A 21910-nucleotide genomic window follows, 5' to 3' on the forward strand; every position below is an offset into this window, starting at 1 on the left:
ATTTAACACCTTTAATAAAGATTTTCGGTCAACATTGCCCACTCATGGGGTCAGGTCTTGCCTTTTGACACTATCCGGCTGATTCTTGAATAGTGCAAGCCAAAATACTGACCCAATTGCTTTTGGGTGTACCCACCACTACTAAAGGCAGCTTCTATAGCTTCATTGCGTGTCTCATAGCGCATTAAGTATTGATCTAGGGGGAGTGGTTTTGGTCTTCTTTGATTGGCTGGAATTTCTTTTATATCACCTTCATCTATGTTCGATTTATTCAGACGCTCACTAATAAAATCGTCATTGCCCAAAAATACTTGTTGGCGCAAGTTATCCCATAACGGTTTATCAATCCCAGACAGAACAAACTCTTGGTACTTTAGCCTAGCGGACTTCTTTTGCTTACCAAATAACAACAGTGTTTGCTCAACTGAAAGCCAAGTTGGTGCCTCTTTAGAGCCCATTAAAAAAGGCCAACTGCTCCATTCATATTCCGAGGGGCAATCCACCATATGAGCGCGAACGGGGTTTAACACTATATATCTCCCCACTTCAAGCAAGTAAGAGTTTTTGTCGACCAAGATGGCTTTGTATCTCCCTTGATACAAGTGCCCGACACGCTGGTGTTTGCGATTAAATTTTTGGGTATATACGCCATTCAGTTGCCTCATCCCTTTGCTTAAGTTGCCATCGGGCGTTTCTACCAACAAGTGATAGTGATTAGTCATCAAACAATAGCTGTGTATGACCCAGTTGAATCGTTCGCACACCTTTCCTAAGACTTCAATAAACAACGCAAAGTCTTGCTGAGCTAAATAAATCGGCTGTCTCGCATTACCTCGTGAGGTGACATGATACAAAGCACCTGCATATTCTATCCGTAGTGGTCTACTCACTTTTCTTCCCTAAACAAAAATAGCCTAGCTAAAAGCTAGACCATTCTCTTCAAAAAGCAAAAGGCAAGACCTGACCCCATTAACTTTTGAACTTTTGTACAAACAATTCAGGACTAAACTTGACGTTAGGTATCCCGTGTCGGTTAGCAATTAATATATTCAAAGCCTTATTATATGCCTGCGTAGATTTTTCAACTCTATCCTCTATAGCCTCAAATGTGCTGTTCAACTCACTATTTTGTTCATGCATTACCCCAAGCAACTTCTTTTGTAGAGATTGGCTATTATTGAAATGGTTGTCAGTCAACAAACGTTTCGTCAAATTATTCATTCGGATAACTACTGCTTCATACTCTGAGTTAAAGAAATTAGTGGGAAGAAGCTCATCATCTGAATTTTCAATTTCTGCCAAAGCAGAGTCTACTGCTTTCCTCAATGTAGATGAATCTTTACGCATAGAATCAATTTTATCGTTTAACTCTTCTACCTCTTTCTTTGTATCCTGTAACAATTGTGCATTGGTCTGATCGCTGTTAAACAGCTTTTCATAGTTAGTCTTCTCTGCAGTCAACTGACTTTCTTGTTCAGACAATAACCTTGAAAGCCTAGCTATCTCAGCCTTTAAATCGACAATTTTCTTGCCCGCGCTTTCTACATGGTTTCGGTGCAACTCCGACCAGTATTCTGCTGTTGTGCGACTTTTTTCTTTGGCTACAGAAGACTGTCCTTGGTATTTGTCTAACAGCTGTTTGTTTAGGGTCTCAGTACGACGCTTATCAATTAGTTGATACTTAACAATATCAAGGCGCCATTGGAACAATGGCACAAAAAACATGTACCCTATTGCGAACATTATTGGATAGATAATTCCGTTAACCCACCCAATTGGTAAATCATTGATTAATTCCAAACGAGCTGCATTTTCTGAAAGGACAAATGCCAGTAAAAACTTATAGTTAATGATACACCACGCGAAAATAAAGCTACCTATCAATGGGGACTTCAACCGATAGACGGCTTCAGACGATAAAGAATCGATAATGGCTTTCATAGCGCAACCTCTATTGGTGGATAGCTCATGGCATGACCTCGATATACACCGAAGAAAGGAAACTATTCATAGCTAGCTATCTAAATTTATTAACATTAACAACATAATACTCATATCATTGCACAATACCTAACCAAATTTAAACAGAGCGGATCACACACTAAGGACAGCATCAGTTTATGGATAAAACACTTAAAATCGAATGGAAAGAAGACGTCACAGTACTTGGTGAACAATGCCCCGCAGATAAACTCGACCGTGCTAAATACGCACAATTCTTAACGAACTTTCTTGCTGACCAAGGTTTTGATGCAACGAAAGAAAAAGACGAGCAAAAACAGAACTACGTCCTGAACCTAAACTCTGAATGGGGTTCTGGTAAAACCTACTTTCTTAAACGTTGGTACGAAAATTTAAAGCCTTACTACCCAGTCGTTTACGTTGACGCATGGAAGCAGGATTATTCTGATGACCCGTTAATGACGGTGATTTCATCAATGACTAAGCAACTTAGGGAACAGGCTGGGAAAGCAGAAGATGATCTGTTGTTCAAAGCGCCGAGAAAAGCGCTAGGTTTACTTAAAGCTGCTCTCCCAAGCGCTGCTGGCGTATTGGCAAAACGTTATATGGGTATCGACCCAGTGGCAATAATGGAAGCGGCCGATGAAGGTGTTGTTGGTGAAACAATTAAAGATGCTGACGGTAACGATATCGATATGGGTGCAGCAGCTTCAAAGCTTGTGCAATACCTGCTTGATGAGCACGATGCCAAAAGTGATGCCATTGCAAGCCTGAAAAAGTCAGTAGGACAATGGATTGAAGCAGCTCAATCTAAGAAAATGATTGGCTATCCAGCATTTATCTTTATTGACGAACTTGACCGCTGTCGCCCTAGCTATGCGGTGGAAATGCTCGAAACCATCAAGCATATCTTTGATATTCCCGGTGTAGTATTTGTTGTAGGTACAGATACGGAACAACTGCAACATGCAGTAAAAGCTATCTATGGTGAAGGGTTTGATGCAAGAACGTATCTAGGTCGATTTTTTAACAGTAGGTGCACCTTGCAAGAACCCAGTTTCGCGAATTTACTGGAAACCCATTGCGATGTTCTTAAACTTCAGAGCGAACACTTTAATGCACTCAATTTAACTGTTTACCCTATATCTATTCGTAGAAAAGAGGAAAATGCAAATTTCCAAATTGTCACGGCAGTTTTTGAGGCAATGTCCTTATCACCAAGGCAAAGCATACAAATTACAAACAGACTCATCGCTATTATTGATAATCTCAGCGCCAATGTTGTAGTTGATATTATTTATCTGACTTTCTTACTGTCCTTAAAAGAAAAACATACACACCTGTATAAAGAAATGTGTTCAACCCCTCACCACCTGCCTACAGGAAGAACTGAAATTAATGATTTCATAGGAAAACGTAAGTTTAACGAAAAACTAATTACTTTATATTTCCAACCAAGCGTATTACATCAATACTTCTCATTTTCACCGATGACGACAACGTCTAATCGTTGGAAAGACGGTAGATATACTTGTTCGCTCAAATCTTATCTTATTGAAATAAATTCATTTTTAACTTCTTCGAATGATTCCCATTCTGACCAGAAAATACAAGCCGCAGCAAATCAGCAAAGACAAAATAATATGTCACTAACCTCCGGCCATTTATGGGTATCCATTGAGTATATGGCACTGCATAATGAAGGTGGGCAAAGTTTCGATTTTTACAAAGATCTCGTTGATTTATCATCCGCATTGGATTCCATTGAATTAGCCGAAGATGATTAACCTTCCAACCTCGGTATATCCCCAACATTCTGCTTGGGGATAACAAACTCCCCGTTTAGCACATGCCCGTTTGAATACAAGACTTCTTTTAGGCTTTGGCACATCCAATAGGTAAAGCCACTGAAAAGGTTCTGGCCAAAGGCGTGTTAAACGAGACTCCTACACCAACGACCTCCTCTACTCTACTCAGAAAAGTGGACGATCAAATAACAGCAACTAATTGGTTGCTACCTTGAACGGTAGTACACCCGCCAAAACATCACTCACGTCATACTGGTCGATCTTTTCTTTTAGCAACTTGATTGGGACGTCACCACCATAGACATCATCAGTAATGCTGCCATTCTCATGGCCAACAAGTCTTCTGAGTACTAGGCAATTCTCTCTACGTTCTTGAAAGAAGCCAATTAATGAGCAAATACGGGGTCATCAAACAATAGCTGTGTATGACTCAATTGAATCGTTCGCACACCTGACCTAAGACTTAAATAAACAACGCAAAGTCTTGCACATCTAAATAAATCGGCTGTCTGACATTACCTCGTGAGGTGACATGATACAAAGCACCTGCATGTTCTATCCGTAGTGGTCTACTCATTTTCTTCCCTAAATAAAAATGGCCTAGCTAAAAAAGCTAGATCATTCTCTTCAAAAAGCAAAAGGCAAGACCTGACCCCGTTGGTTCCCGTTAACACCTGAAACCTTACAGTGTGGGACCTGTCGTGAACGACTAAGCATAGCCACATAGTTAGAGTTCTAAATATTAAGAACAGTAAGTCGAACAACAGGGTTTGGGATTAGGCCATGAAGAGTTATGCTGCAAAAATGAAGAAAGCCTGCAATTTATGCGAACATATATTGCAGGCTTTCAAATGGGTGGAAGCCCCAGCCACATCCCGGCACACAAGTCACTCGCTGCGGCTGCTTCCTTCCGGACCTGACCGAGTTCACGAGTTATTGTTGCGGGAGGACCAGGGCCTCCATAGATTCTGTTTTCTTAGCATGGCTAAGAAGTGTGGGGATTATCAGCCATACTCGGCTCTATTTCAAGCCCTCAAAGCAATAAAGTCTACCTTTTCTATTCAACTGCTTAGTCAATAACCGTTATCGTAGGTAATGGACGATTTTCTCATCACCTGACATCGCGAGCGGCTCCCCTCTTGAGTCTTGTTTATGTCGATACATCGCTTCATCCGCTTCATTCAAAACTTCTTGCAAGCTCATAAAACTGGCCCTCGGCATAGAAACACCTATCGCAATCGAGATATTGAAACAAAGCTGACCATCGTCTGAAGCAAAAGGAATTAACTGTAGCTTGCTGGATAAGTCATTGGCTCGAGTTTGGTTGACTTTGCCAATTAAAATAAATTCATCGCCACCGATCCTAAAGCTATGTCCGTGCCACACACGCTCAATGTAAGTCGCAACACTTTTAAGCACTTGGTCACCAATCTCATGGCCATAGGTATCGTTGATATGCTTGAAACGATTCACATCAAGATAGATCACCGTGTCATCAGCGTTCACGCCACTACGGTATTTTTGATGCATTGAGCGACGATTTTTCATTCGCGTCAGCGGATCAGTATTGGACTGACTATGCAAATACATCGCGACCACAATCAAAAACCCGAGCACTAGCATAAATAGAATTTGGCGTTGGCGTGAGAAGGCTTGCTCCGCTTGTAAGGTTGCTTTCCAATTGGGATGATAATCGTACCTATCAATAATTTGCTCGGTATCGATAATTTTTATCGCGCGACTAAACAGGGGTGCCAAAGCTTCTCCAACACGGTTTTTAGCAAAGCCAATCGCAATATTTGACTGGTAAAAGTGACCAATCGACACATCTTCTTCAAGTGGAATGATGTCGCCTGATTCACGCATCATTTTATTGAAGTTGGCGCGACTGATCGCCATATAACTGATTTCACCGCTAAGTAGCGCATTGTACATTTGCGCAGTACTGGAATAAGACTTAAGTTGTTTATTAGGTAATAGCTGCGACAATAGTGCTTCAAAAAAGTCATCTTTCATCACCCCGATCTGTTCAACGATCAATTCTGACACATTACTGTACACGCCATTCTTATAGCCTTCGCGCTTAATCATGATCGCTTTGGGGAAGTAGTAAGGGTTACTAAACTCGATTAATGCTTTTCGCTGCTCAGAAATAACGATTGGGCCAAGAATGTCGATACGCTTTTCAATTAGATCACTGTACATACTTTCCCAAGTTTCGTCGGCAGTACTTACAATGTCACAGTTGAGAAGTAGAATGTCACAGGCTTGCAGAACCACATCGGCGCTAATGCCTTTAATCTCACCATTACTTTGATACTCGGCATATTGACCAACATTATGCAGTTTGACTCGATACTGACGGTTAATATTAAGCTCACTGTCGATGACCGACTGTCTCAACGCTTGTTGCCGGATCTCAAACTGATACGCTTTAACAGATTCACGCAACATTTTTTGCATTTCGGCACTGTGCACGTATTCAACAATATTCGTCAGTAACGCTTGATGTTGGTGCTTTGGCACAATGATAGAAACTGGCTTTATCGACAGTTGATGATTGAGTAACTGAGCATCAAACCCTGCCATCAACATCGGCTTAAGCTGGTTTATGGCATCAATGACACCGTCTACCATTCTTGATTCAATCAAGTCTCTGGCTTGTTGATGACCGCTATATTCTATTTGCTTAATATGGGGGAAATTAGCTTTAACCAAATCGGCGTAAATAGTCCCTTTCGGCACACCAATAACATGCGCTGTGTCAAGCGTTGCTTCGGTCACACTATATAGGTAGGTATATTCAATGTTAGTCGGGCTAGAAAAATCAAAGCGCGTAGCACGTTGGTCTGTATAAGTGACGTTAGCGGCAAAATCAGTTTCTCCACGTTCAACTGCATTTAAGATCGCATCAAAACTTGGATAGTAGATGTACTCAACATTCAGATCAAAATGTTCAGCCACCTCATCAAACAGAATCCGCGTGACGATATCGTCAGCCTCTATCCCTACTTTGTAAGTCATGCTTGCGTAAGAGCAAGGAAGCAGGATAAAGGAGAGAAGAAACCCAATCGTCCGCCAAAAAAGAGCCATCGTACTGTCGTCCTGTTTGAATAATTATTTAGCCCTGTTTCTGCGTATTATTACTGCCAGTGTTCCTTTACTCAATAACGCGCAAAATTCGGCCAATTCTGACACAACAGCACTCATATGCCAAGCCAATATAATAGGCATTGTTATTGATGATTTAAATGTCTTGCTGCTCTTCAACGCTGCGTATGATGTAATCGGTCATCCACGCGGTCGCGAGCAAACATAACCAGACCACGAATACCGGATTAGGCACTTCAATACCCGGCGTCACAACCAAAGCTGCAAACCCCACCGTAGGCAAGGTCCAACACAATAACTTACTCCAGCGGAATGTTTTCAGGCGTGACAAGCTTTCCATTGAGGCAATCATACCCGTTACACATAATGCAATTAACGCCGCATAGGGTAAATCAGCCATCCAAAGTGGCAGTATTAAACCCAACGCCCACCAACTGTGTTTGCGTGAAGGTTGCCAGCGAGAGGCAGACCACCATACAACGGCAATGGCTAAGGTTTGAATAATGGTGACTATCGGCTCACCACTTAACTTGCCCGCTGACTGTGTCACCATGATCCCGACCAAGAGCGTGCTAACAATCAGCAGGCTGGTTAAAATTACAGTGATACTACTGCGTTTTGAGAATGCCACCATCAGTAAAGGAAATAGAATCCATAAGCTAACCGATAACGTGAAGGGTTGATGAGGTAAAGTTAAACCATAGCTAGTCATGGCGGCGAGAAGCGTCAGGCCGATGACGCCGCCTTGTGGTAAAATCCATAACGCAGGGATAATCAGAGCCAAGACAGGAATATCACCTGCACTTATACTGATAGCGCGTGCACATACGATGGCAAGCAGTGTAGTAATAACGAATTGAAATGTTGAAAATATCATGCCCTCTCCTTATCCATTCCTTGGAAACTTGAACTAGGACACTTTCATTATGGATCAGTTTTTAATCCAAATCTTTGCTGTAATTCACCAAATTCCGTTTGGTAAAGTAACAACCTACGGTGAAGTGGCGAAAATGGCAGGTTACCCTGGTTACGCCCGTCATGTTGGTAAAGCATTAAGTCACTTACCCAATGGCAGCAAACTGCCTTGGTTTCGGGTCATTAACAGCCAAGGACGTATTTCTTTGCAAGGACAAGATCTTGATCGGCAGCGGCAAGCCTTGATGGCAGAGGGAGTAGCCGTGTCACCGGATGGAAAAATCGCGCTGCGGCAATACCAATGGCAGCCGTAAGCGCTGCCATTGTAATCGCGTTAGTTACCGACGCCTACCAAGCGTAAGTTAACACTTTCAGTATGGTTAGCGTCCGTAATGACTGGGTATGAGGTATCGGTGATAAAGCGCAGTTGACCATCAACTTCAATTCGCGCACTCACACTATAACGATGGCGTGCTTCAATTTTACTGGTGTCGTAAGCAAGGTCAAACTCGAATGGGACTTGGGCGCCGTTACTTTCAAACCGGTGCTTAGCAATCACTTTAGACGGAGCATCGGCAAGTGAGACATCTTCTAGTTTGATGGTAATCACGGCGTCATCAGGTAATGCAATGCGCTCACGATAAGCAACAATACCAGTAACATGATCGATCTTCGCTTGCGGCGCTTCCTGCTCTGAGTTTTGGCAGCCAACCAATACGCCCCCGAACACAACGGCTAGAATCAAGCCTAATGACTTTTTCATAAAACCTCACTTAACTTATTAAATTATAATTAATTATAGGTAGTCGCTATACTAATGTCATGGTAGTGACGGTGAATTAACAAGACTCTGACCCAAATTACGCCACGATGACAATCTCGTCGCAGCCGCTGTTTTAATTGTCACTAATAGGCGTAGAATATCTGCATAATATCAAATCAAGGGTTCAATAATGAGTAAACCTCTCAATGAGTTATTAGACTTACTGCAATTAGAAAAGCTCGAAGAGGGCCTCTTCAGAGGTCAAAGTGAAAACTTGGGTCTGCCTCAAGTTTATGGTGGGCAAGTCATTGGCCAAGCGCTTTCGGCTGCTCGTTATAGCGTTGATGCCGATCGCACGGTACATTCGTTTCACAGCTACTTCCTCTACCCTGGCGATCCAGAAAAGCCCATTATTTATGATGTTGAAAACCTGCGTGACGGACGCAGTTTTAGTACCAGACGTGTCAAAGCGATTCAAAATGGTCGGCCAATTTTCTATCTCACTGCCTCATACCATGGTGAAGCCCCGGGTTTTGAGCATCAAAACACCATGCCAGATATCCCCGGGCCGGAAAACTTTGCCTCAGAATCACAGTTAGCCGCTCAAATCGAGGCGTTCTTACCAGAAAAAATGAAGAAGACGTTCTGCGGTGAGAAGCCGATTGAAATGCGCCCAGTGACAGTGGTTAACCCACTCAAACCAGAAAAAGTAGAGCCAAAACAATATCTGTGGATCAAGGCGAATGGTGAAGTACCTGATGATCAGTTAATTCACCAATATTTGCTCGGTTATGCATCTGACTGGGGGTTTTTAGTCACGGCGCTGCTTCCGCACGGTGTTTCGCTAATGACGCCTAAGTTCCAGGTTGCCACTATTGACCACTCGATTTGGTTCCATCGCCCATTCAAGATGGATGAATGGTTACTGTATGTGATCGAGAGCCCGACCGCATCGAACACGCGCGGTTTAGTACGAGGAGAGATTTATAATCGTGCTGGTGACTTAGTCGCCTCAGCAGTGCAAGAAGGCGTTATGCGTTTTAACCAATAGCATCAATACCGCTGCGCTCATTGTCGTGGGCGCAGTGGTGATAAGCGATTCAATGTGGTTACTGTGAGCCTTCGCTACTAATCGGTAGCGCGGTCGTATACTTCAGCGGCTCCATAGCAAAAGTAGACGTGACATTCGACAGACCAGCGACAGAATTAACCAATTTTTTGTAGAAACGGTCGAAACAGTGCATATCTTTGACTAACACCTTCAACATGTAGTCATACTCACCGGCCATGCGGTAAAACTCCATCACCTCAGGAAACTCGCACGCGGTAGAAACAAATTGACGATACCACTCATGGGAATGGTCACTGGTTTTGACCAGTACAAAAGCGGTGAAAGACAGACCCAATTTCTCTGGATTGAGCAAAGCGACACGCTTTTGAATCACCCCCGCCTCTTCAAGCTTTTTGAGCCGTTTCCAACACGGTGTCGTGGTTAGATTGACCGCCTCCGCGAGATCGTTTAATGACAAGGTGGCATCGTTTTGTAATAGATCGAGTATTTTTCGATCAATCTTATCTAATTCAATTTCCATACAGACACAAAAGAGAAAATAATTCTCCAAATAAAGCAAATGGAAGCAAAAAAAGCAAAGTTTTTCTCTGCAACAATCGATAAATTAGTTCTATAACGATTCTAAGGAGAAAACCTATGTGTACTGATCATGACTGGATTAACAACGCGGTACGTAAAATTGAAGCCGATTACCAGCGTAGCGCTGATACTCACTTAATTAAGCTTGATTTACCCAGTGTTGCCGGCATTGATATCTATCTTAAAGATGAAAGTACACATCCAACCGGTTCGCTCAAACATCGTCTGGCACGTTCACTGTTTCTCTATGCCATCTGTAATGGTTGGGTCGGGCCAGAAACCACGATTATTGAATCATCATCTGGCAGTACTGCCGTCTCTGAGGCCTACTTCGCACGACTTCTCGGGCTGCCGTTTATTGCAGTGATGCCCAAATGTACCGCACGTAAAAAAATCGAACAGATTGAATTTTATGGTGGTCAGGCACATTTAGTTGACCGCTCAGATCAAATCTACGCCGAGTCGCGTCGCCTTGCGAAAGAGCTCAACGGCCACTACATGGATCAGTTCACTTACGCAGAACGTGCCACCGACTGGCGCGGTAACAACAATATTGCTAACTCTATTTTTAGCCAAATGGAATTAGAAGATCACCCTATTCCAGCGTGGGTGGTCATGAGCCCAGGAACTGGCGGTACATCAGCAACCATTGGCCGCTTTATTCGTTATCAAATGCACGACACGAAGCTATGCGTTGTTGACCCTGAGAATTCAGTGTTTCACGACTACTTTCGCACTGGCAACAAAAATCTCATCGGCGAATGTGGCAGCAAAATTGAAGGGATTGGTCGCCCTCGTGTCGAGCCAAGTTTTATTCCTGGTGTAGTCGATGAAATGCGCACTATCGCAGATGCGGCCTCGGTGGCCACGGCGCACTGGCTAGAGAAAATATTAGGACGTAAAGTGGGGGCCTCCACGGGCACCAATTTATATGGCGTTTTACAACTCGCCAGTGAAATGAAATTACGTGGTGAAAAGGGCTCGATTGTGACACTGCTGTGTGACAGCGGTGAGCGTTATTTGGATACTTATTACAACCAGCAGTGGATCAAAGACAATATTGGCGATCTGCAACCTTATCTGGCAAAACTTGAAACCTTTGAAGCCACAGGTGAGCTGAGCGCATAAGCATTTTAAGACTCGATAGAAAAAACGCCACTGAGTTATCCTCAATGGCGTTTTTATTTATTGTTTATTTTGACGTGCCTCAAAAGCCGCCAATTGCTCTGATGTTGCTTTCGGTTGGTGGTTTTGTTTCCACTCGTCGTAAGTCATGCCATAAACACGCTCACGTGCATCGTCAATCTCGAGCGCTACGCCTTGACTGTCAGCCTCTGCTTTATACCATTTACTAAAACAGTTACGACAGAAACCGGCCAAGATCATCAAGTCGATGTTTTGCACGTCTTTGTTGTCATCTAGATGAGTTAGCAAACGGCGAAATACCGCTGCATCGAGTTTGTCTTGCTCTTGTTGAGATAAATTTTTGTATTTAAATTCAGCCACTTTACTTACCTTTCGATTATTGTTTTAGTGGGTAAAGTGTAACAGCCTCACTATTATTTACTCAATACAAAAACGCCCAAGCTAAGAGCTCGGGCGTTGTTTAAATCGATGGTGATTAACCTTGAATGCCAACAATCAACCACGGTGCATTCGGTACCGTTAGGTCGCGCTCTAAGTGCCAGATATCTTCGATGTTCTCTTCAATACCTTCAACTGAGTCGCGGTAACGACCACTGAACTGTAGGCTCAACTGTGCTTTGCTGGCATCGCAATCAGCACGAACAATTTCTGCATCGACATACATGACGTCAGTATGCTGCTCACCTTCAAGCTTAGCTCGCTCCGCTTGTAGGTCGGCAAACAAGCTTGGTGACACGTATTCTTCAATCGTCTCAAGCTGGTTGTGATTCCACGCACCTTGCAAAATTCGGTAGTGCTCACGAGAACCGTTGATAAAGGCAGTTTGATCAAATCCTTCAGGGTAACGGTGCGGAACATCCGTTTGAGCACCAAAACCAAAGCCACCTTGATTAGCGCCTGCTTGCGGTTGCTCAAAGTTATGCATGTTCGGTTGCTCAAACTTAGACGCAGAACCGCCAAACGCAGGTTGCTGACGATGTTGGTTCATACTGCCCTGCTTAGCGCCAAGCATGCTACGCATCAACTTGAAGATAACAAAAGCAATCAAGCCCATGATCAAGATATCCATAAATTGGATACCCTCAAAAGCGCCACCAAAGAAAGCCGCAAGTAGACCGCCTGCAAGTAGGCCGCCCATTAACCCGCCCATTAACCCCTTCTTGCTGGATTGAGTTTTTGTGGTTTGGTCTTTGCCTAGCGTATTGGTGTTCTGTTGTTGCTGTTTTGGCGCAGGCGCTGTTTTAAAGCTTTTGCCAAAAGATTTGCCGCCACCGAACTTTTTAGCCTCAGCGATCGGGGTGATCGCGACTGAGACCATAAGCAGTGCAACAAGGGAAAAGAGTCGTTTCATGTTCTTCCTTAAGGTTCTTAATCGGATTAAGTCTTTTATTTATCACACCATAGTAACGTCCAGCTCACCAGTTTCAACTAAAACATTGCAGTTTGATGTATCAGAATATTGCAAATAATGATCGGCAACGTTGACGCTCTCTCCCTTCGCTCATAAAATATTGAACGTTGTTCATTACAGATTTTTATCATGGCTAGAAGAAACGATCATACTCGAGAAGAACTGGTGGCGCTCACGCTTAATACTGTCAAAAAGTTTTTGGCAACCCACTCTTATCATGAGTTAAGCTTGAGAAAAATTGCGAATATGATTGGTTATGTCCCAAGTACTTTAGTCAATGTCTTCGGCAGCTATAACCTACTCTTATTGCACACCGTTGCCCAAACTTTGGATGAACTTTCAGCCGAGGCAAACACCGTAGTCAAGCGCAGCCAAGATGCTGAGGCTGCACTGTATGATTTAGCTTACTGCTATCACGATTTTGCGCTGCGTCATCCTCATCGCTGGCAATTAATTTTCGAGCACAACATGAATGGCGATCCACTACCAGATTGGCAGGCGCAAAGAATTAACGCCATGACCAACATGCTAGAGGGCCTACTTCAAACACTCGCGCCACAGCGCAGCGCCGCTGATGTGCTTAGAGCGAGCCGTGTTCTGTGGTCTGGCGTACATGGTATTACGCTCTTAAGCGTCGACGATAAATTTTTTGCCGCTGAACCTATCGACGGTAAAGAATTGATTAGCAATCTTTTGTCCCATTACTTAAGCAACTGGTAAATTCACCGACTAAGGCTAAACAATGCCACAAAATCAAGCTTCTTTGATGAAGCAAAAGCGCTTTCTACCATACTTCATCACCCAGTTTTTTGGCGCATTTAATGACAACATCTTTAAAAATGTTTTGTTGTTGTTTGTGGCTTTCGCAGGTGTCGGCGCTTTACCTGTCTCAAGCAATCTATTTATCAACCTCGCCGCTGGGCTGTTCATTTTACCCTTTTTTCTTTTTTCGGCATCGGCTGGGGTATTAGCAGATAAATACGAAAAATCCTGGTTTATCCGTAAGGTTAAATTGGCTGAAATTGCCATCATGTGCCTTGGCGCTATCGGCTTTATCACTGAAAGCTACATTATTCTGCTGATATTACTGTTCTTAATGGGCACACAATCCGCCTTCTTTGGCCCGGTCAAGTACGCCCTGTTGCCCCAACAATTAAAAGCCAATGAATTAGTACCAGGTAATGCGTTAGTCGAGACAGGAACCTTCTTAGCGATTCTTCTTGGCACACTGGGCGCCGGAGTGATTGCTTCAGCCGATGATGCTAAATATGTTGCAGCCGCGTGCGTCATTGTGTTTGCTCTTCTGGGCTATATTTCAAGCCGTTCGATCCCTTGCGCGCCAGCAAGCAACCCTAGCCTCAAGTTTCGCTGGCAGCCGATTAAGCAGACCAAACAAACCATTGCCATTGCCAAGGCTGACCCTACTATATTTAAAGCACTGATGGCGATTAGCTGGTTTTGGTTTCTGGGCGCGGCGTACTTAACTCAATTCCCAAACTTTACCAAGCTACACCTCAACGGCAGTGAAAGTGCGGTCTCCTTTCTGTTGGCCCTGTTTTCTATCGGAATTGCATTAGGGTCGCTTGCTTGCGACAAATTATCCAATCATCGTATCGAAGTGGGCATCGTTCCCTTGGGTAGCTTAGGCATTACCGTCTTTGGCGCTTTAATGGCGACCTCTGTACCGGAGACGATGCCGAACATAACCAGCTTCAGTGAATTGATTCACTACTCACCACTTTGGCCACTGTTTGCTTACCTATTGCTACTTGGCGCCTCTGGTGGCGTGTTCATTGTGCCTCTTTACGCCCTCATGCAACAACGCGCTAAAGTAACACAACGCGCTCAAGTAATTGCCGCACTCAACATTTTCAATTCACTGTTTATGGTTGGCAGTGCGGTTCTGGGTATCGTCTGTTTATCACTTTTAGAACTGACGATTCCTCAACTATTCCTATTACTGGCAATATTGAACTTCCTTGTTGCGAGTTATTTGTTTATTCAAGTGCCGATCTTTGTTGTACGCTTTCTGCTGTGGGTGCTGACCCATACTATGTACCGTGTATCGCACAAGAACTTGCACCACTTACCAGAAAAACAAGGCGCATTACTGGTTTGTAACCACGTCAGTTATATGGATGCCCTGTTGCTTAGCGCTGTCTGTCCACGCTTGATTCGTTTTGTCATGGAAGAAGAGTATGCCAATACACCAGTGCTGAAAAAGTTTCTTAGCCGCGCGGGGGTAATTCCTATTTCGGCCACCAACCGCCGCTCTATCATTCGCGCTTTCAATCAAGTTGAACATGCCCTTGAACAAGGCCATATCGTGTGTATTTTTCCAGAAGGCCGCCTGACCCCTGACGGCGAAATCCACCCTTTTCTGCGCGGCATGGACATCATTTTGAAACGCAGCCCAGTACCTGTCATTCCAGTTGCATTAAAAGGGATGTGGGGAAGCTATTTTAGTCGACACAAAGGCAAGGCGTGTCAGGGGCTGCCAACACGTTACTGGTCTCGTATTGAGATAGAAGTGGGCGAACCTGTACCACCCGAGTTGGCATCGACTGCCATGATGCAACAAAAAGTTGCACAACTGCGCGGCGATTGGCGTTAGCCCTCGACGGTCTGCTAACCACAAGCGTTAAGTTTTTCTTAACGCTTGTTCAATACAATCGGCTCTCTTTATCACGATGCTTTCGATACACTGCGTCCTCACATAAAATATCTTACTGATTATGAACTCACTTTCTAAGTCATCACCCTTCTGGATTGCCGCAGCAATCTGTTTAACGCCACTTATTTCATCACCAACGGCGTTAGTGATCGGTTTCTTGCTTGCCTCATTAGGTCTAGTCCCTACCACCGTTAACCTTGCCAAGATCACCAAAAAGCTGCTTGCGTATTCGATTGTAGGTTTAGGGTTTGGCATCCAGTTTCAACAAGCCCTTGCCGTGACTTCAGACGGCATAGGTCTGATTATTGCGACGATCATGGGCACATTATTGGTGGGGTGGTGGTTAGCAAAGTTACTCGGATTGAACCGGGAAACAAGCTATTTGATCTCGTCAGGAACAGCGATTTGTGGCGGCAGTGCGATTGCCGCAGTTGCTCCCGCGATTCAAGCCAAAGATGACCAAGTAGGATTAGCACTGGCAACGGTGTTTGTTCTTAACTCTATTGCCTTGTTTGTGTTTCCGGTCATCGGCCATGCACTCGAGCTAGACCAAATCACCTTCGGCACTTGGGCTGCGATTGCAATTCACGATACGTCTTCGGTTGTTGGTGCTGCGTCTGCCTACGGTGAGCAAGCGCTGACTACCGCAACCACGTTAAAATTGGCTCGTGCATTGTGGATCATTCCAGTGGCTCTGTTCAGCGCTTTTTTGTTTCGCAATGATTCGAAGAAAATAACCATACCTTACTTTATTTTCTTTTATTGCGCGGCAATTGCAGTGAGTGATTTTCTACCACAGTTTGAGTTGGTGTACCAAGCGATCTTCGACATCGCAAAACGTGCATTGGTGGTGTGTCTGTTTTTGATTGGCTGTGGTATTTCGTTCGAGAAGCTAAAAATCGCCGGGCCAAAACCCTTGCTGTTTGGTGTGATCTTGTGGGGATTAATTTCGGCCAGTTCGCTGGCGTGGTTAACGCTGCATTAATGCTCTCTGGCTTGGCGGACACTTTTTGCTCGGCTAGCAAGCTTGATATTTCGCACTAACACTAGGGTTGAAACAAACGCAGACAACTCCATTAATGAACGAATCAAACCGTCACTATTAATCGCGATGATAATTTGCACTATAATCGCGGCGATCAACCCGACTCTTAACATCGTTATACCCTAATTCCTTTTATATTGGCTTTATTATGAATCAGGGTTATATGATTATTAAATTCGTATTGGCACTATGAAATTACCAAATTAACTAAGTGAGTTTTGTCGGCTCTCCTAGGTAGAAACCTTGCAAGTAATCGACGCCCAACTCAGTTGCGATGTCACATACCGCTTGGTTATGAACAAATTCCGCCACCGTTTTAGCGCCAAACACATTGCATAGTCTTACTAATTGAGAGGCGACTTTACGCTGTTTAGAGTCAACATCAATATAGCGAATTAAGCTGCCATCAAGCTTAATAATATCCGGCTCAATTTTGATGATTTCATCGAGGTTCGAATAACCTGAACCAAAGTCATCAACAATAATTGTCACCCCCATCCTTCTAAAATGATTACAGACTTCGCTCATCCGCTCAAAGTCGTGAATTTGTTCAGATTCAACAATTTCGATACCGACTCGAGTTGGGTCTTGCAGGGACAGTATATTCGACTCAAGCAACTCTAAGGTTGTATCGTTAACGATATCTTGATGGGAAAGGTTGAGCGAAAACTTCTCATTACGAGGCTGCATCAACTCAAAACTATGGTTGATCATCAGTTGGCTCATTTTGTTGTATAACCGTGTACCTTGAATCAAAGGTAAAAAGTAACCCGGCGGCAGAACTTTTGACCCATGAGTTAAGCGCGCCAAGCATTCATAGTTGCTGAGCATTCGGGTAGTCGCATCAAAAATGGGTTGCACATAGGGCTCGATATTGCGCTGGGCAATCGCATGGTTAGTGATAGAGAGCTTTTCGAGACGGTCGCGACGTTGCTCCTCTTGCTGAATTAAATCATTGGCATCAACAAAAGACTGATTGGTCTTGTTAGCGTGACGGCGTGCTTCAATTGACTTAAACAACAGTGCGTCATCAGAACACGACATAAACGCCTTTTTCTGCACAATACCAGCACTGATCGATACAGCAAGATGGGTACTATCTAAAAACGAGAATCCTTTAAAGTCGACAGATTCGACTTGCTCAAGTAGCCGCTCAAATCGACGCCTTACCTCGTGCATTGGCAACGGGTTGCTGAACACCGTCGCCCACTCCCCAATTCCGATGCTGTAAAGCTTTGCTCCTTGAGGTAAGTGGTCACTGACCAACTGGGCGAAAAATGAAGTTAACATCACCAAAAGATTGTCGCCAACCGAGTAACCATATTTCTCATTGATATCGGTTAGGTTATTAATTTTTACATTGAGTAAGCTGTCATCTAGCCCCATCTCAGCGATATTTTCGAGCAACACCGCTCGATTGGGAAGCCCAGTGCGACGATCAGTGCGATAACTTGAGACCAGCGCATTCGCCTGACTTTCAATCTTGTCTTGCATGATTTGATTGTAGTTTTCTAGATCTGAAAATGAGTTGCGAATCATTGAAAACAGTGGCGACATAGTCGAAGACGCATCGACGTTAGGTAGTACTATATCTTGTTTCGCCTGCCCTTCGCGCATCGCCAGTAACGTCAGACTATGATGCAGCACCCTTTGTTGTTGCTGCTCTTTGTACAGCTCTCCCATGCAGTAGAAGCCATAGCAATCTGCGACCGACTGTAAGGGCTCTAGTTCCGCATTGCCCTCAATAAAATCGAGGCGCGATGTACAGTTATAAACAAAAATAGCATCCGGTTGCAGGTGGGCAAGATGAAAGGCGCCCTGCTTGACCTGCTGTATGGTCAGCTCAGGGTGGTCATAACAGAAACGAACTTTATCCCCTTGCTCTAAAGGCTGATCAAATTCAATACTCAAGTCTTCTAACACCGCGACTGGCGTGGCAAGTTCTTGATCTTGCTGATCACCTTTCATCATCGGAAAGCCAATCAATAACTCCGGTGCAAAGTGTTCGCCATCGGCTAGGTAACGACGATAAATATGGCCAATCGCTTGATGGTTGAGTTCAAATACCCGATTCCCTTGCGCTTTGGTCACGACAAATGTTTGACCAATCGGGTTCCACTCGTTGTAGGATTTTTGCCAAACATGCAGTGTGGCTGAGTGAAGCGCGACAGCGACTAAAGCGTTATGATAGAACTCACCATTGAGCATCGCCCAACGGCCATGATCCGTTACCGTCGTTGCGCCACCAGCGATTGGAACCGTGTCATGACGAAATGCTTGAAAAAGGTCTTCATCGTTGGCGCTTAAACGGTCAGCAAAACAGAGGATCGCTTTTGTCTCATCGGTGATCGCCAGCTCTTGACGTAATTGATGCGTAGCATGACGCTCTGTCGGTGAAAAATGAGCCACTGCGCTCGTCAATCGTACTTGTTCAAATTGACTAATAACGGCGACTGTCTGCTGGCGCGTGATTTTACCTTGGTCTATTTTATGCTCAGCACTACTGCCAATCACAACAGCGCTTGGCCACTTGATACGCAGTGATAAGCAATAACCCCGAACTTCACCTTGTGCTTGGTTTGAGAATAGTTGTACAAGTGGGTTTGAGTAGTGGTGATTAACCGATTCAAGCAGGATATCCAGTTCCTGTTGATTGGAAAAAGTGATAGAAGTGCTATCCATACGACAAAGGCGACCCTAGCTAATTACACCCGGTGATTATCTCGCTGAACGACGATCGAATGCAAAAACCGTCACTCAGCATGTGACTTTAAGCAATAATTATGCAGCCACAACACATTTTCGATCACACCGTATTATCCCTGAGTTGGATAATTCAATTTCAACCACTGCTTTACGGCGTGGCGTGATATTTTAATGCCATTCTCGCTTAAACCCGCTGGCATCGTATAGTAGGCGGTGGGCCACTTAAATCGGCTTAGTTGACTGTCAAGATACTCAGGCATGATGCCACTATCAAAACCATCGGACGTTATTATGACCGCCACCGGACGATGACCAAACTCGAGATCTTCAACTGGCACGACGATGGCGAAATCAATCATAGGATGCCGATTTAATACTTGCTCAATCTCTTCACAATGAATGTTTTCACCGCCAGAGATAAACTGATTGTCAGCTCGACCAATAATTCTTAATTCGTCTCCTACCCACTCACCCAAATCCTTAGTATCAAACCAACCATTGACGGTTAACGGTGTTAACTGTCCACATTGATAGTAACCCGACGCTAAGGTTTCACCTCCAATGTAGATGCTTTGTCCCTCTAGCTTTAAACGCCGTTTTGCTAGCAGACGACCTGCACTGTACGTGCTATCCACTCGCTTAGCCGTCACCGTAGAGGCGGCTTCGGTTAAGCCATAACCCAGCCAGGTCTCGATCCCTCGCTGCGCCGCTTGCTGACTTAACCCATGATCAACATGGCCACCACCAAGCAACACTTGCTTTAATTGTAACGGCTGCGCACTGTCGAGCAGTCTTCGCAATTGAGTCGCCACTAACGAGGCGTGTGTGACACCTTGAATATCTTGACTTAACTCGCCACTACCCACTTTAAGGCCTGCACCACTCAATAGCCAACGATAGACAATCGCCAATCCCGACACGTGATAAAGCGGCAAACTGAGCAACCAACAGTCGCCTTGCTTGAACGGGAAAACGGCCAATAGCCCCTGCGCAGAAGCAAGATGCTGACGAGAACAGTGCGCCACCGCTTTCGGCGTTCCAGTCGAGCCAGAGGTAAAGACAATCGAGGCTAATGCATCTTGATCATAACGGCTTTGCGCATCAGGGTGTAACGACATCGGCGCATGATCTGTTTGATAGGTGCAATCGGTTTTATAAGTATAATCGGTCTGAAAAATATGCTCGGTTTCAAGAGTAATAGTGGCCGTACAAGGCGCAGGTGATAATGGCTGAGTAAACCAAACATGGGACTCGCGCGGATCTTGATAGAGTGTCGCTAATTTAACGTCAAGTTCGCTTTTTGTCTGCGGCATGGTCAACGCATTAATCGCGCCTAATTCAAGACACGCTAAGTAAACCAGCAATTGCTCAACGCTATTCTTGCCAACACTGGTGATCACATGTCCAGCTTGGATCCCCTGCTGTGTTAACCCTGCAGCCACTTGATCAACCTTATCGGCTAGCTCACGCCAAGTGTATTGATGTGTTGGTGTGATTAAAGCAGGCAATAAAGGGCTCTGATGAGCCCAGTGTTTAAGCAAGGAACTCATGACTGCCAGATAAGCGCTTGTTGGTTAAGTGGCACAACAGGAAGCTCACAGCCTGGCCACTCGACTTCCAACTGCTGAGCAAACAACCCTATCGTGTCTAATCCTGGGGTCTCTTGCGGTAATTGCCATGCAGCAAACCGTGCAAGCTGAGTTAAGCCTAGACTCGACTCAATACTCGAACTAATGATGACTTTAATTCCTAGCGATTTAGCAGTGGCGATTAACTCGGCGCAACGCTCAATTGAGCCAATCAAAGTCGGTTTAATAATGATCGCTTTAGCACCATTGTAATCTTGCAGTTTAAAGTCATCTTTGCGTACAGAATGTTGCAACGTTTCATCCCAGGCGATGGCAATACCAGTCGCGATGGCAAATGAAAAGCTTTCGCCCGGCGACTGACAAGGCTCTTCAATAAACGCAATACGTTGACGCAGTGATGGGGCGATTTTCTTAGCGAACTGCAGCGCTTTTTCTGACGTCCATGCGCGATTGGCATCTAAGCGCAATGTCAAATCCGGAATCGACTCCAAAAATAGACTAACAAGCATGCCATCACGAATCGGCTCGTAAAGGCCAACTTTAATCTTGGCGACTTTTTCTCCGCTCATCGCATTGAGTTTTGGCAGCAGTTCATCAGGATCACCTGAGCATAACGGCGCCGCTTGATAACAGCCTTGCTCAGGCAGAATGTCATCGAGCTCAAGTTGCGCCATCGACAAACCAAATGCGACGGAAGGAAACAATGGCTCTAAATCAAGTTCAACACCTTGTGACCACAGAGCAAGTTGCTCAACCAGTTGAGCGTAAGTTTCCTCTAGGCTCTCGAGGCTAAAACCCGGCAACGGCGCAATTTCACCACGACCTATTTTGTCATCCAGTGCCAGTTCAACAATAAACCCTTCTCGCACCGTTAAGCGTTGCTCTCGAAGAATCACCCCACTGTCCATCGGCAATTCATAGCGATAGAGTTTGGCTGATCTCATAGCTTAATCCTTTATTCATTCTTTTATCATTGTTATCACCCTCTAACCTTAGCAGTTAGATTGATGATGATTGATTTTGTTTCCACCCAATGCCAATCAATGATACTCGATATTCAAGTATCACTATTACGATTACGCGCCAGTCTGGTTGGCGCGTAAAGCAGATTTAGTTAGATTGACAAGTA

Annotated in this window: 19 protein-coding genes and 1 other RNA gene; 7 read left to right on the plus strand and 13 right to left on the minus strand. The window is 44.5% G+C overall.

Translation table 11 applies throughout. The annotated features are described in order from the left end of the window. Positions 1-50 precede the first annotated feature (50 nt). Positions 51-890 (minus strand): REP-associated tyrosine transposase, encoded by an 840-nt coding sequence (locus ViNHUV68_RS09170; protein WP_391087587.1) that lies wholly within the window; start codon positions 888-890, stop codon positions 51-53. 79 nt (positions 891-969) lie between these two features. Continuing rightward, a complete protein-coding gene (locus ViNHUV68_RS09175; RefSeq protein ID WP_391087590.1) occupies positions 970-1941 on the minus strand; it encodes a hypothetical protein in 972 nt (323 codons plus the stop codon). Positions 1942-2120: 179 nt separating this feature from the next. On the opposite strand from ViNHUV68_RS09175, the gene ViNHUV68_RS09180 reads away from it, so the two are divergent. Next, positions 2121-3749: a P-loop NTPase fold protein gene (locus tag ViNHUV68_RS09180; protein ID WP_391087592.1), complete on the plus strand. Its 1629-nt coding sequence runs from the start codon at positions 2121-2123 to the stop codon at positions 3747-3749. An 880-nt stretch (positions 3750-4629) separates the two neighbouring features. Here ViNHUV68_RS09180 and ffs read toward each other — a convergent pair. The 3 genes from ffs to ViNHUV68_RS09195 form a co-directional block, all read right to left on the minus strand. Further along, positions 4630-4726: signal recognition particle sRNA small type (gene ffs / locus ViNHUV68_RS09185), an RNA gene on the minus strand. A gap of 127 nt (positions 4727-4853) precedes the next feature. Continuing rightward, positions 4854-6863: a diguanylate cyclase domain-containing protein gene (locus tag ViNHUV68_RS09190; RefSeq protein ID WP_391087594.1), complete on the minus strand. Its 2010-nt coding sequence runs from the start codon at positions 6861-6863 to the stop codon at positions 4854-4856. A gap of 154 nt (positions 6864-7017) precedes the next feature. Further along, entirely contained in the window at positions 7018-7758 is a 741-nt protein-coding gene (locus tag ViNHUV68_RS09195; RefSeq protein WP_391087596.1) for a hypothetical protein, read from the minus strand. Positions 7759-7807: 49 nt separating this feature from the next. Here ViNHUV68_RS09195 and ViNHUV68_RS09200 point away from each other — a divergent pair, with 49 nt between their 5' ends. Next, positions 7808-8110, plus strand: a complete 303-nt coding sequence (locus ViNHUV68_RS09200) for a DNA base-flipping protein (RefSeq protein WP_391087598.1) — start codon at positions 7808-7810, stop codon at positions 8108-8110. Between the two features lie 20 nt (positions 8111-8130). On the opposite strand, the gene ViNHUV68_RS09205 is transcribed toward ViNHUV68_RS09200, so the two are convergent. Next, entirely contained in the window at positions 8131-8559 is a 429-nt protein-coding gene (locus ViNHUV68_RS09205) for a YbaY family lipoprotein (RefSeq protein WP_038172829.1), read from the minus strand. Positions 8560-8749: 190 nt separating this feature from the next. Between ViNHUV68_RS09205 and tesB the strand changes: the two genes are divergently transcribed. Next, positions 8750-9610 (plus strand): acyl-CoA thioesterase II, encoded by an 861-nt coding sequence (gene tesB / locus ViNHUV68_RS09210; protein WP_038172830.1) that lies wholly within the window; start codon positions 8750-8752, stop codon positions 9608-9610. A 58-nt stretch (positions 9611-9668) separates the two neighbouring features. On the opposite strand, the gene ViNHUV68_RS09215 is transcribed toward tesB, so the two are convergent. Then, entirely contained in the window at positions 9669-10151 is a 483-nt protein-coding gene (locus ViNHUV68_RS09215) for an Lrp/AsnC family transcriptional regulator (RefSeq protein ID WP_211252979.1), read from the minus strand. Positions 10152-10267: 116 nt separating this feature from the next. On the opposite strand from ViNHUV68_RS09215, the gene ViNHUV68_RS09220 reads away from it, so the two are divergent. Beyond that, positions 10268-11338 carry a PLP-dependent cysteine synthase family protein gene (locus ViNHUV68_RS09220; RefSeq protein ID WP_038172832.1) on the plus strand — a complete coding sequence of 357 codons (1071 nt, stop codon included), beginning with the start codon at positions 10268-10270 and terminating at the stop codon, positions 11336-11338. 57 nt (positions 11339-11395) lie between these two features. On the opposite strand, the gene ViNHUV68_RS09225 is transcribed toward ViNHUV68_RS09220, so the two are convergent. Beyond that, the gene (locus ViNHUV68_RS09225; protein ID WP_038172834.1) at positions 11396-11716 is read right to left on the minus strand and encodes a DUF1244 domain-containing protein; all 321 of its coding nucleotides are present in this window, start codon (positions 11714-11716) and stop codon (positions 11396-11398) included. Between the two features lie 115 nt (positions 11717-11831). Further along, positions 11832-12707, minus strand: coding sequence for a Tim44 domain-containing protein (locus ViNHUV68_RS09230; RefSeq protein WP_038172836.1), 876 nt, complete (start codon positions 12705-12707; stop codon positions 11832-11834). A gap of 189 nt (positions 12708-12896) precedes the next feature. Here ViNHUV68_RS09230 and ViNHUV68_RS09235 point away from each other — a divergent pair, with 189 nt between their 5' ends. The 3 genes from ViNHUV68_RS09235 to ViNHUV68_RS09245 all read left to right on the plus strand — a co-directional run bounded on the left by ViNHUV68_RS09235 (position 12897) and on the right by ViNHUV68_RS09245 (position 16426). Then, on the plus strand, positions 12897-13487 hold the full coding sequence (locus ViNHUV68_RS09235; RefSeq protein ID WP_038172838.1) for a TetR/AcrR family transcriptional regulator: 591 nt from the start codon (positions 12897-12899) through the stop codon (positions 13485-13487). A 22-nt stretch (positions 13488-13509) separates the two neighbouring features. Next, positions 13510-15381, plus strand: a complete 1872-nt coding sequence (locus ViNHUV68_RS09240; protein ID WP_391087606.1) for an MFS transporter — start codon at positions 13510-13512, stop codon at positions 15379-15381. Positions 15382-15502: 121 nt separating this feature from the next. Then, positions 15503-16426 (plus strand): putative sulfate exporter family transporter, encoded by a 924-nt coding sequence (locus ViNHUV68_RS09245; protein ID WP_391087609.1) that lies wholly within the window; start codon positions 15503-15505, stop codon positions 16424-16426. Here the strand turns inward: ViNHUV68_RS09245 and ViNHUV68_RS09250 are convergent. From ViNHUV68_RS09250 to menC, 4 genes are all read right to left on the minus strand, one after another. Then, the gene (locus tag ViNHUV68_RS09250) at positions 16423-16599 is read right to left on the minus strand and encodes a hypothetical protein (protein WP_169738996.1); all 177 of its coding nucleotides are present in this window, start codon (positions 16597-16599) and stop codon (positions 16423-16425) included. The genes ViNHUV68_RS09245 and ViNHUV68_RS09250 overlap by 4 nt on opposite strands. 94 nt (positions 16600-16693) lie before the next feature. Then, entirely contained in the window at positions 16694-19168 is a 2475-nt protein-coding gene (locus ViNHUV68_RS09255; protein ID WP_391087611.1) for an EAL domain-containing protein, read from the minus strand. 134 nt (positions 19169-19302) lie between these two features. Then, positions 19303-20742, minus strand: a complete 1440-nt coding sequence (menE, locus tag ViNHUV68_RS09260) for an o-succinylbenzoate--CoA ligase (protein ID WP_391087614.1) — start codon at positions 20740-20742, stop codon at positions 19303-19305. Further along, on the minus strand, positions 20739-21725 hold the full coding sequence (gene menC / locus ViNHUV68_RS09265; protein WP_038172845.1) for an o-succinylbenzoate synthase: 987 nt from the start codon (positions 21723-21725) through the stop codon (positions 20739-20741). The genes menE and menC overlap by 4 nt, the downstream gene beginning before the upstream one ends. Positions 21726-21910 lie beyond the last annotated feature (185 nt).

This window comes from Vibrio sp. NH-UV-68 (genome assembly GCF_042940635.1).
Taxonomy (GTDB): domain Bacteria; phylum Pseudomonadota; class Gammaproteobacteria; order Enterobacterales; family Vibrionaceae; genus Vibrio; species Vibrio pacinii.

Bases quoted from the DNA above. Each gene is read 5' to 3' on its own strand.
- ViNHUV68_RS09175 (WP_391087590.1), bottom strand. From the start codon at position 1,941: ATGAAAGCCATTATCGATTCTTTATCGTCTGAAGCCGTCTATCGGTTG.
- ViNHUV68_RS09180 (WP_391087592.1), top strand. From the start codon at position 2,121: ATGGATAAAACACTTAAAATCGAATGGAAAGAAGACGTCACAGTACTT.
- ViNHUV68_RS09190 (WP_391087594.1), bottom strand. From the start codon at position 6,863: ATGGCTCTTTTTTGGCGGACGATTGGGTTTCTTCTCTCCTTTATCCTG.
- ViNHUV68_RS09195 (WP_391087596.1), bottom strand. From the start codon at position 7,758: ATGATATTTTCAACATTTCAATTCGTTATTACTACACTGCTTGCCATC.
- ViNHUV68_RS09200 (WP_391087598.1), top strand. From the start codon at position 7,808: ATGGATCAGTTTTTAATCCAAATCTTTGCTGTAATTCACCAAATTCCG.
- ViNHUV68_RS09205 (WP_038172829.1), bottom strand. From the start codon at position 8,559: ATGAAAAAGTCATTAGGCTTGATTCTAGCCGTTGTGTTCGGGGGCGTA.
- tesB (WP_038172830.1), top strand. From the start codon at position 8,750: ATGAGTAAACCTCTCAATGAGTTATTAGACTTACTGCAATTAGAAAAG.
- ViNHUV68_RS09215 (WP_211252979.1), bottom strand. From the start codon at position 10,151: ATGGAAATTGAATTAGATAAGATTGATCGAAAAATACTCGATCTATTA.
- ViNHUV68_RS09220 (WP_038172832.1), top strand. From the start codon at position 10,268: ATGTGTACTGATCATGACTGGATTAACAACGCGGTACGTAAAATTGAA.
- ViNHUV68_RS09230 (WP_038172836.1), bottom strand. From the start codon at position 12,707: ATGAAACGACTCTTTTCCCTTGTTGCACTGCTTATGGTCTCAGTCGCG.
- ViNHUV68_RS09235 (WP_038172838.1), top strand. From the start codon at position 12,897: ATGGCTAGAAGAAACGATCATACTCGAGAAGAACTGGTGGCGCTCACG.
- ViNHUV68_RS09240 (WP_391087606.1), top strand. From the start codon at position 13,510: ATGCCACAAAATCAAGCTTCTTTGATGAAGCAAAAGCGCTTTCTACCA.
- ViNHUV68_RS09245 (WP_391087609.1), top strand. From the start codon at position 15,503: ATGAACTCACTTTCTAAGTCATCACCCTTCTGGATTGCCGCAGCAATC.
- ViNHUV68_RS09250 (WP_169738996.1), bottom strand. From the start codon at position 16,599: ATGTTAAGAGTCGGGTTGATCGCCGCGATTATAGTGCAAATTATCATC.
- ViNHUV68_RS09255 (WP_391087611.1), bottom strand. From the start codon at position 19,168: ATGGATAGCACTTCTATCACTTTTTCCAATCAACAGGAACTGGATATC.
- menE (WP_391087614.1), bottom strand. From the start codon at position 20,742: ATGAGTTCCTTGCTTAAACACTGGGCTCATCAGAGCCCTTTATTGCCT.
- menC (WP_038172845.1), bottom strand. From the start codon at position 21,725: ATGAGATCAGCCAAACTCTATCGCTATGAATTGCCGATGGACAGTGGG.